This window comes from Microbacterium sp., assembly GCF_047606385.1.
Taxonomy (GTDB): Bacteria; Actinomycetota; Actinomycetes; order Actinomycetales; family Microbacteriaceae; genus Microbacterium.
Genome location: NZ_JASGEL010000009.1, coordinates 20,842 through 30,385 on the forward strand (window position 1 = coordinate 20,842; position 9,544 = coordinate 30,385).

General features: G+C 73.8%; 9 protein-coding genes. All 9 read left to right on the top strand.

Annotated elements, in window-relative coordinates:
• The 9 genes from QM626_RS01030 to QM626_RS01070 all read left to right on the top strand — a co-directional run bounded on the left by QM626_RS01030 (nucleotide 1) and on the right by QM626_RS01070 (nucleotide 9,480).
• Nucleotides 1-1,242: a D-arabinono-1,4-lactone oxidase gene (locus tag QM626_RS01030; protein WP_415073006.1), complete on the top strand. Its 1,242-nt coding sequence runs from the start codon at nucleotides 1-3 to the stop codon at nucleotides 1,240-1,242.
• Between the two features lie 95 nt (nucleotides 1,243-1,337).
• The gene (locus tag QM626_RS01035) at nucleotides 1,338-2,138 is read left to right on the top strand and encodes a PaaX family transcriptional regulator C-terminal domain-containing protein (RefSeq protein WP_415073008.1); all 801 of its coding nucleotides are present in this window, start codon (nucleotides 1,338-1,340) and stop codon (nucleotides 2,136-2,138) included.
• 54 nt (nucleotides 2,139-2,192) lie between these two features.
• On the top strand, nucleotides 2,193-3,107 hold the full coding sequence (locus QM626_RS01040) for a thioredoxin family protein (protein WP_415073010.1): 915 nt from the start codon (nucleotides 2,193-2,195) through the stop codon (nucleotides 3,105-3,107).
• Nucleotides 3,107-3,571, top strand: coding sequence for a VOC family protein (locus QM626_RS01045; RefSeq protein WP_415073012.1), 465 nt, complete (start codon nucleotides 3,107-3,109; stop codon nucleotides 3,569-3,571). The genes QM626_RS01040 and QM626_RS01045 overlap by 1 nt, the downstream gene beginning before the upstream one ends.
• Nucleotides 3,571-4,320 (top strand): SDR family oxidoreductase, encoded by a 750-nt coding sequence (locus tag QM626_RS01050; protein ID WP_415073014.1) that lies wholly within the window; start codon nucleotides 3,571-3,573, stop codon nucleotides 4,318-4,320. The genes QM626_RS01045 and QM626_RS01050 overlap by 1 nt, the downstream gene beginning before the upstream one ends.
• A 63-nt stretch (nucleotides 4,321-4,383) precedes the next feature.
• Nucleotides 4,384-5,640, top strand: a complete 1,257-nt coding sequence (locus QM626_RS01055; RefSeq protein ID WP_415073016.1) for a hypothetical protein — start codon at nucleotides 4,384-4,386, stop codon at nucleotides 5,638-5,640.
• On the top strand, nucleotides 5,637-6,365 hold the full coding sequence (locus QM626_RS01060; protein ID WP_415073018.1) for an ABC transporter ATP-binding protein: 729 nt from the start codon (nucleotides 5,637-5,639) through the stop codon (nucleotides 6,363-6,365). Before QM626_RS01055 ends, QM626_RS01060 begins: the two co-directional genes overlap by 4 nt.
• A complete protein-coding gene (locus QM626_RS01065) occupies nucleotides 6,362-9,160 on the top strand; it encodes an ABC transporter permease subunit (protein WP_415073020.1) in 2,799 nt (932 codons plus the stop codon). Before QM626_RS01060 ends, QM626_RS01065 begins: the two co-directional genes overlap by 4 nt.
• On the top strand, nucleotides 9,157-9,480 hold the full coding sequence (locus QM626_RS01070) for a hypothetical protein (protein WP_415073022.1): 324 nt from the start codon (nucleotides 9,157-9,159) through the stop codon (nucleotides 9,478-9,480). Before QM626_RS01065 ends, QM626_RS01070 begins: the two co-directional genes overlap by 4 nt.
• The last annotated feature ends 64 nt before the right edge of the window (nucleotides 9,481-9,544 follow it).

A 9,544-nucleotide genomic window follows, 5' to 3' on the forward strand; every position in this document is an offset into this window, starting at 1 on the left:
ATGGAACGCAACTGGGCGGGCACCTACGCGTACACGGCGCCCCGGATCGAGGCGGTCCGCAGCGTGGCGGAGGTGCGGACCGCCGTCGCCGGCGCCCGCCGCGCGCACGCGCTGGGGACGCGGCACTCCTTCACCGACCTGCCGGACACCGCCGGCACCCTCCTCGACGTCTCGGCGCTCGCGGGCGTGATCGGCGAGGTCGGCGAGCGGGTGTGGGCCTGGGCCGGCACCCGCTACGGCGTCCTCGCGCCGGCGCTGGAGGCGCGGGGCCGAGCCCTGTTCAACATGGGATCGCTGCCGCACATCGGCGTCGCCGGATCGACGGCGACCGGCACGCACGGCTCGGGCGACCGGAACGGCGTGCTGAGCACCGCCGTCACCGCGCTGCGGGTCGTCGACGCCGACGGCGAGGTGCGCGAGGTGCGGCGGGACGATCCCGACTTCCCCGCGCTCGTGGTGGGAGTCGGCGCGTTCGGGGTGGTCGTGGCGGTCGAGCTCGAGACCGTGCCCTCGTACCGGGTGCGGCAGGACCTCTACCGCGGCGTCCGCTGGGAGACGGCGCTGGCCGACCTCGGCGCGCTGACCGGAGCGGGCTACAGCGTGTCGATCTTCACCCGATGGGAGCCGGAGGACCTCGGCTGGGTCTGGGTCAAGACCCGGGTGGCCGGAGACGACCAGGTCGTCGCGGACACACTGCAGGGCGGGCGGCTCACCCTCGAAGGCTCGCCGCTGGGCAGCGGCGACAACATCACCGGGCTGGGCGGCGTCCCCGGGCCCTGGATGCATCGGCTGCCGCACTTCCGGCTCGATCGCGAGCCCTCCTTCGGGGCGGAGATCCAGACCGAGTACTTCGTCCCGCGCGCCCAGGGCGCGGCGGCGCTGGATGCCGTCCTCGCGCTGGGCGACGCCATCCGGCCGGTCCTGGTGTGGAGCGAGATCCGCACGGCCGCCGCCGACGACCTGTGGCTGAGCCCCGCCTACGAGCGCGATGTGGTCGTCATCCACTTCACGTGGCTGGACCGGCCGGACGAGGTCGCCGCGCTCGTCCCGCTGATCGAGGCGGCGCTCGAGCCCTTCTCCGCACGTCCGCACTGGGGCAAGGTGCACGGATTCGACGCCGCGCGCCTCGCCGCCGTCCACCCGCGCCTGGCCGACGCCCGCGCCGTGTTCGAGCGGTGGGATCCGGCGGGGAAGTTCGTCAACGAGCACCTCGTGCGCGTCGGCGTGCGCGCGGCACGCTGACGCGCCCGCGCTGCTCGGACGGTCGGCGTGCTGTCGCCGGGGCGTGGGAACGCCGGAGATCGCGCGCCCTAAGCTGGGCGACGATCGGAGGTGCCATGGCTCGGCAGAACGAGGGGTGGGCGACGTCGGCCTCGACGACCCTGCGCACGATCCTCACCGAGTTCGCCCTGCCGCGCACCGGGGGGCTGCCGCACGCGGCCGTCGTCCGCGTCATGGAGATCGTGGGCTTCGAGCCCGCCGCGGCCCGGCAGGCGCTCTCGCGCGCGGCACGGGCCGGTGCGCTCGAGCGTCCGCCGGTCGCCCGCCGCGGCGAGGTGCTGCTGTCGGATGACGGCCGTGCGCTGCTGCAGCGGATGCTCGGCGACGCCGATCAGCGGGACGCCGCCGCCGACTGGGACGGGACCTGGACGCTCGTCGCGATCCGGGGACGTGTGGACCGCGATCCCGAGCACGCCACTCGCAACCGTCTGCTGCTGGAGACGTTCGGCTCGCTCGGTGGCGGGATGTGGATCGCTCCTCACGGCCCGCGCGCGCAGGCGGCGGTCGAGGTGCTGGCCGGCGACTCCTCCTTCCAGCTGCTGTCCGGCTCGGTCACCTTCGACCGCCCGTCGCTGCCCGAGCTCGTCGCGACCGCATGGGACCTGACGGCGGCGCGCACGGTGTACGAGGAGTTCCTCGAGGTCGCCTCGTCACTGTCGCCCTCCGATCCGGAGCAGACGCTCGCGGCCTGGATCGTGATGCGACGGCAGTGGTACGCGGTGACCCACGCCGACCCCGAGCTTCCCCCCGCCGGACTGCCGGACGACTGGCCGGGGCTGGAAGTCCGCGTGCTCCTGGAGCGGCGACGCGCGCAATGGTGGCCGATCGCGGAGGAGGCCTTCCGCGCGCTCTTGTGACAGATTCTCGAATAAATGTAGACAGACTGTCACAAAGTCGTCCATGATGTCGTCATGGCAACGACGCACGAGCCGGACGTCCCGGCATCCATCCGCACCTGGCTGGCGGCGAGCACCGACCCGGACCAGTCCGAGCGGCTCCGCGAGAGCTTCGCGAGCGACGTGGAATACGACTTCGACGGCAGGCGGCGCCTCGGCGTCGATGCCGTGGTGGCGCAGCTGGGGACGATGCCGCGAGGCCGGTTCAGCGAGACGGCGGTGCGGCTCATCGATCGGGGCGGCGACCGGTACACGGTCCGCTTCGCCAATGCGGACGGCGCGCCGATGCCGAGTCCCGGGGGACCGATGGCCGCCATGGACTTCGAGCTCGGACTCGATGCGGACGGGCTGATCGCCACCATCTCGCCCCGTCCCCGGCACGCCGAGCCGAGCGACCTGCAGCCGGCGCCGGCGATCGGGACGCCGGTGCCGGTCTTCGCGCTGCCCGACACGGACGGCACGGCGACGACATGGTTCGATCCGGAGGCCGCGGCATCCGTCATCGTCTTCACCTGCAACGCCTGCCCGTGGGCGCTGGGATGGCAGGAACGGCTGCAGGCGGTCGCGCGCGACTATGCGCCATGCGGCGTGCGCATGGTGCAGATCAATGCGAACGACCCCGCCGTCAACGCGGCGGACGCCCTGACGGTGTCCCGCGCGCGGGTCGCGACGGGAGACTTCGCCACGCCCTACCTCGTCGACGCCGGGCAAGCCGTCGCGCGACGCCTGGGCGCCCGACACACGCCCGACGTGTACGTCGTGGACCGGGACCGCCGGCTCGTCTACCATGGCGCCCCGGACGCCGACTCGGAGCGACCCGAGCTGCGCGCGCAGTGGCTTCGCGACGCCCTCGACGACGTCCTCGCCGGCGAGCCGGTGCGGCTCGCGCAGACCCGTCTCATGGGCTGCACGATCAAGTGGACGCTCTGATGCCGACCGCCGAGGCGGGGCCGGTCGTCGGGCTGGCCAATATCGTCGTGCACGTCGCGGACATCGATCGGGCGGCGTCCTTCTTCCGCGCGGGGCTGGGACTGGAGACCGCGTTCGACTCGGGGTGGGGCAGTCCCGCCGAGATGCTCGCGCTCACCGCGACACCGGCGCAGGCGCGCATGCGGGTCGTCGCCCTGCGCGTTCCCGGCGGCACCGGTCTCTCGCTCGTGTCGTTCGATCGGCCCGCGGCGGGCGCCCGCGCCTTCGAGGCCGCCGGGCAGGTCCACGTCGGGATCGCGGTGCGGGACCTGGATGCCGCGCTCGCGCGACTGATCGCGAACGGGGCCGAGCCGTTCGGGGCTCCCGGCGAGGTCGGCCCCGCCGACCACCGGGCGCGCCTGGCCTTCCTGCGCGGCCCGGACGGGGTCGTGCTGGAGCTCGTGCAGCGGGCGGGGGCGGCCTGATGGATCTCGGGATCGACGGGCGCGTCGCGCTGGTCACCGGCGCCTCCCGCGGGATCGGACGCGCGGTCGCCGCCCGGCTCGCCGCCGAGGGCGCGTGCGTGCTCGTGGGCTACCGCACCGGTCGTGACGCAGCCGAGTCCGTCGTGGCGGCGATCGCCGGCGCCGGCGGGCGGGCGATCGCCGTCGGGTTCGACCACACGGAGCCCGCCGGCGTCCGCGACGCGCTCGCGACGCTGCCGGAGGAGTGGTCGCCGGTGCGGATCCTGGTCGCCAACGCCGGCTCGTTCCCACGCCCCGGTCCCTTCTCCGGCCTCGACGACGACGGCTGGCGGTCCGCTCTGCGCGAGCAGCTGGAGGGCCCGGGCAACGTCGTGCGGGCGGTGCTGCCCGGCATGCTCGCGACCGGTTGGGGACGGATCGTCCTCGTCTCGACGGTGCACGCCGCGGTCGGCAACCCCGGCGTCGTCGCCCACACCGCGGCCAAGTCGGGCCTGCACGGCCTGACGCGCTCCCTCGCACGCGAGGTGGGCGCTCAGGGCGTTCTCGTCAACGCCGTGCTGCCCGGTCTCACCCTCACCGAGGAGGCGGTCGCCCGCTTCCCCGCCGAGCGGATCGCGGCCTCGGAGGCGGTCATCCCGACCGGCCACGCCTCACGGCCGGAGGACGTCGCCGCCCTGATCGCCTTCCTCGCCTCCGCACGCAACGGCAACGTCACGGGCGAGCTCGTCCGTTCCGCGGGCGGCATCTGAGCCGTCCCTCCGACCCCTGCACGACCCATCCCTGACGACACCACGACTCGAAGAGGAGTTCACATGTCCTTCACCACCCGGCGCACCGCGCCGCTGATCCTCGTCGCCACCGCGACGATCCTCGCCGCCGGCCTGTCCGGATGCGGCTCGGCGTCCGGCACCGACACGAGCGGCAGGACGCTGCACATCGGCATCCCGATCGCCGACAGCTCCTCGCTCGTGAAGGCGGGAGTCGCCTCGCCCGACGCGTTGACCGCCGACCAGATCGAGCAGATGTACACGATCGCGCTCGACGCCATCTCGGGCACCGACGCGGCCGGCGGCTACACGCTGGTCCCCGACTACGCCACCTTCGACCTCGTCGACTCGGGGGCGCCGCAGACGGCCTGCGCCCACTTCGTGCAGGACAGCCGGGACGACCTGGTCCTCAGCGGTCAGTTCGTCAACGGCGGCGACCAGTGCGTCGCGCAGCAGGGCGGGGTCCTGCTGCAGGACGTCGCCGCGCCGGAGGCCGCCTATTCGATCGACACCGGCACGGTGCTCACGCTGGATCAGCTGCCCTCGACCGCCGCCGAGCGCTTCGCGGACTACCTCATCTCGTCGGGGGTCCTCGACGGCAAGACCGTCGGCGTGCTGACCGACGCGCTGGGCGGGGACGCGACGCCGGTGACCGACGTTCTGGTGCCCGCGCTGGAGGACGCCGGCGTCGAGGTGGCGCATGTGACGACCCTGACGTCCGACCTGCAGGCGGTGGCCCAGCAGATCCCGACGGAGATCACACAGATGAAGGAGGCGGGAGTCGACGTCATCGTCGACGCCACGCCGTCGGCGAACCTGATGCAGTTCCTCGGCGGCGAGTCCAGCGCGGGCTGGAGCGCGCCGGTGATCGCGAGCGACCTGAACTACGCGGTGGCCGAGACGTTCGCCGCCGCCTATCCGGCAGACCTCGAGGCGTCCGCCCTCACCCAGCGCACGTTCGGCGCCGACGCGGGCGGCGACGCGGCATCCACCTGCGCCGATCGATACGAGACGCAAGGAGGCGAGACGCTCGTGGCCGGGTCCACGAACTACCAGACCCTGCTGCAGGCCTGCGACCTGGTCACCGTGCTCGGCAAGGCGTTGACGGCACTGGGCGACACCGCGTTCAGCGGCGCGGCGTTCGCGACCGCCGTCGAAGGACTCGGGCATGTCGACGGGATCGCCAGCTACGGCGACCTCACCTTCGAGGCCGGCACGCCGGCGGGCGTCTCGGGCCTGCAGGTGGTCACGTGGTCGGACGGCGGCTGGGAGCCCACCGACGGCGTGTGGTCGGGCCGATGAGCGCCACGGTGCTCGAGGTCGACGAGCTCGAGGTCGCGTACGGCCCGATCCAGGTGCTGCACGGCGTGTCGATGGCGGTGCGGGAGGGCGAGACGCTCGCCCTGCTCGGCACCAACGGCGCAGGCAAGTCGACGCTCCTGAAGGCCATCGTCGGTCTCGCCGCCGCCACCGCCGGCACCATCCGCTGGCGCGGCGAAGCGCTGGGCGCCGTGCCGTGCGAGCGTCGCGCGAGGGCGGGCATCATGCTCGTCGACGGCGGTCACGCCGTCTTCCCCGAGCTGACCGTCGCCGACAACCTGCGGGCCGGGTGCTTCTCGTTCGGGCGCGACCGCCGGCGGGTCGCGGCGCGCACCGACCACGTGCTCGAGCTGTTCCCGGTGCTCCGGGAGCTGCGGTCCCGCCGTGCGGGCTCCCTCTCCGGCGGCGAGCAGCAGATGCTGGCGCTCGCGAAAGGGCTGCTGCCCGAGCCCCGGCTGCTGCTGATCGACGAGCTCTCGCTCGGGCTCGCGCCCGTCGTGGTCGGACAGCTCATGCAGGTGGTCGAGCAGCTCGCCGGCGCCGGGATGACGATCGTCGTCGTGGAGCAGTCCCTCAACGTCGCCCTCCACCTCGCGCAGCGGGCGATCTTCATGGAGAAGGGGCGTGTGCGCTTCGAGGGCGCCAGCGCGGACCTGCTGCGCCGCGACGATCTCGCGCGCGCCGTCTTCCTGGGGGCTCCGGCATGAGCCTCGATCTGCTCGGCGTCCATCTGTCGCTGGCCACCGCCCTGACGGGCGCCATCGAGGGCACCGGCTACGCCCTCATGGCCGTCGGTCTGCTGCTGGTCTACCGATCCACGCGCGTGCTCAACTTCGCCCATGCGCAGGTCGGCGTGTTCGGCGCGCTGGTCACCGCGTGGCTGATCCTGGAGTGGCAGCTGCCGTACTGGGTCGGCGTGGTCGCCGGCGTCGCGGTCGGGGCGGCGGTCTCGTACCTGTTCCAGCGGATCGTCATGCGGCCGCTGGCGTCGCGCCCCAAGGTGGTGCTCCTGATCGCGACGCTCGGCCTGTCCCAGCTCGTGTCCGCGGCGGGGAACCTCTTCCCGCCGCTGAGCCATCCCGGCGCGTACCCGGCGGTCTCCGACGCCGTGTTCACGTTCGGGGACGTGACGGTGTCGGCCGCGGCCGTGACCATGCTCGCGGTCGTCGCCGTCGTCACCGCGGCGCTCGGGATCTTCCTGGCCCGCAGCCGCTACGGACTCGCGCTGCTGGCCTCGTCGGACAACGCCGAGGCGGCCCGGCTCGCCGGCATCCCCGTCCATCGCGTCGGCGCCGTCGTCTTCAGCCTGGTCGGAGGCCTCGCCGCGCTCACCGTCGTGCTCTACAACCCGGTGCAGGGCGTCGCCGCCGGCACGGGCCTGGCGTCGCAGGGCACCTCGATGCTCCTCATGGCCTTCACGGCCGCGCTCGCCGGCGGCTTCTGGTCGCTGAGCCGCGCCGCGATGGCGGGCGTGCTCCTCGGCATCCTGCAGGCGTTCCTCTACGCGAACGTGTCCGACCCGGGGACCGTCTCGGCGCTCCTGTTCGTCGTGCTCGTCATCGTGGTCGTCGCCACCGCACGGCGCTCCCGCATGGGCGCGGAGGACGCGGGCGCCGTGGTGCCCGCCACGGCGCCGCTGCCGCGCGCGCTGGACCTGACCCGCTGGTCCACGCGGGTGAGGACCGCCACGGTCGTGCTGATCGTCGCGGTCGGGGTCGCGGCGCCGTTCGCCATCGGGACCTCCGCGGGCCAGCTCACGCTCATCCAGATCATCTGCTACGCCCTGGCCGCGCTGTCGGTCTGCGTGATCACCGGCTGGACCGGCCAGATCGCGCTCGGCCAGTTCGCCTTCGTCGGCATCGGCGCCTATCTCGTCGCCCTGCTGGTCAACCACGGATGGGACGTCTCGCTGGCGCTCGTCGCGGCCGCCGTGGCGGGCGGCGTGGTCGCGGGGCTGCTCGGCATCCCCGCGCTGCGCGCCCGCGGCATGTATCTCGCGGTGCTGACGCTCGGGTTCGTGACCGCGGTGCAGGCGTGGCTGCTGCCCAGCGCCCTGCTCAACCCCGCCGGCCAGACGCTGATCTCGGTGTTCGGCCCGCACCTGCTCGGCCTGTCGCTGCTGGACCGCCGGACGTACTACTTCGTCTGCCTGGCGGTGCTGATCCTGGTCGTGCTGCTCCTGGCCGGCGTGGCGCGCGGCGCCTCCGGCCGTCGCCTCCGAGCCGTTCGCGACAACGAGGTGGCCGCCGCGGCGACCGGCATCTCCCCGGCGGTGCAGAAGGTGAAGGCCTTCGCCCTCTCCGGCGCGGTCGCCACGGTGGCGGGCGGCCTGTGGGGGGTGGGGCTCGGCACGTTCCAGGCGAGCCAGTTCTCCGCCGACGCGTCGATCACCCTCGTGTTCATGGTGGTCATCGGCGGGGTGGCGACCCTCGCCGGACCCGTGCTGGCCGGCGTGGGCGTCATCGGGTTCCCCGTCGTGCTGGGCATGTTCGTCAACGGTCTCGCGGGCAGCATCCAGAATCTCATCACGCTCCTGGGGGCGATCGGCGTGCTCCTCGCGATCAAGGCGGACCCGGAGGGGATCGGGGCGGGGCTGCGTAGGCTGCGCGGCCGGGTCCTGCGACGGCTCGAGGCGTGGCGTCCGAGTCCGGCCCGGCCGGAGCCCGCCGCGCCGATCGGGCGCGTCGCCCCGCGGCCCAGCGGGGACCAGACCCTCGCCGTGACCGGGCTCAGCGTGCGATTCGGGGGCATCGTGGCCAACGACGACGTCAGCTTCACGATGGCAGGCGCGACGATCACGGGCCTGATCGGGACGAACGGGGCCGGCAAGTCGACCCTCGTGAATGCGATCAGCGGCGCCGAGCGCCGTGCGAGCGGACGCATCACGCTGGGCGGCGTGCGGCTCGATCGGCTTCCCGCGCACCGTCGCGCGCGCCTCGGCGTCGCGCGGACGTTCCAGAACGCCCGGCTGTTCGAGGGCCTCACGGTCTCGGAGACCCTCGCGCTCGCCAGGGAGGCCGACGCGCCGGTCTCCCTGGCGGGCGACATGCTGTGGTGGCCGCGCGGGCTGCGACGGGACGCCCGCCTGCGCGCCGAGTCGGACGCGCTGGCGCGGTCGCTCGGGCTGGAGGCGTGGCTCGACAGTCTCATCGCGGACCTGTCGACCGGCACCCGGCGCGTGGTCGAGCTGGCGTGCGTGCTCAGCCGGAGGCCGTCGGTGATCCTCCTCGACGAGCCGGCGGCAGGCCTCGCCCAGCGCGAGGTGGAGAGCCTCGGGGCGCTGGTGCGGCGGATCGTCCACGACACGCGGGCGGCGACGCTGCTCGTCGAGCACGATCTGCCGTTCGTCATGGGAGCCAGCGACGAGGTCGTCGCGATGGCGCAGGGCAGGGTGATCGCGCGGGGCGAGCCGGAGGCGGTGCGCACAGACCCCGCCGTCGTCGCGAGCTATCTCGGCACCGACGAGCGCGCGGTGCTGCGCAGCGGCGGAGCCGCCTCGTGAGCGCGTCGCGCTACGAGCTGCTGTGGTGGAGCGGCTGCCCGTCGCACGGGGACGCCTATGAGTTGTTCGCGTCGGTGCTGCACGAGGCGGGGGAGGACCCGGCGCGCATCGTGCGGCTGCAGATGGTCACCATGGAGGATGCGGCGGACGAGGGCTTCGTCGGGTCGCCGACCATCCGGGTCGACGGCCGCGACGTCGACCCGCCCGACGAGGTGGTCCCGGCCCTCACCTGCCGGGTCTACTTCTCGGCCGACGGCCGGCCGCGGCCGCTGCCCGACCGCGAGAAGATCGTGGCGGCCGTGCGGCGCGCCCGAGCCTGAGGCGGGCGGCGCGACCGGCGCGGTCGGGGCCGGGTGATGCCGTCCGCACGACGCGCGGGCGACC

Coding starts and splice junctions, on each gene's coding strand:
- QM626_RS01050 (WP_415073014.1), top strand. CDS start 3,571: ATGGATCTCGGGATCGACGGGCGCGTCGCGCTGGTCACCGGCGCCTCC.
- QM626_RS01030 (WP_415073006.1), top strand. CDS start 1: ATGGAACGCAACTGGGCGGGCACCTACGCGTACACGGCGCCCCGGATC.
- QM626_RS01055 (WP_415073016.1), top strand. CDS start 4,384: ATGTCCTTCACCACCCGGCGCACCGCGCCGCTGATCCTCGTCGCCACC.
- QM626_RS01060 (WP_415073018.1), top strand. CDS start 5,637: ATGAGCGCCACGGTGCTCGAGGTCGACGAGCTCGAGGTCGCGTACGGC.
- QM626_RS01045 (WP_415073012.1), top strand. CDS start 3,107: ATGCCGACCGCCGAGGCGGGGCCGGTCGTCGGGCTGGCCAATATCGTC.
- QM626_RS01065 (WP_415073020.1), top strand. CDS start 6,362: ATGAGCCTCGATCTGCTCGGCGTCCATCTGTCGCTGGCCACCGCCCTG.
- QM626_RS01035 (WP_415073008.1), top strand. CDS start 1,338: ATGGCTCGGCAGAACGAGGGGTGGGCGACGTCGGCCTCGACGACCCTG.
- QM626_RS01040 (WP_415073010.1), top strand. CDS start 2,193: ATGGCAACGACGCACGAGCCGGACGTCCCGGCATCCATCCGCACCTGG.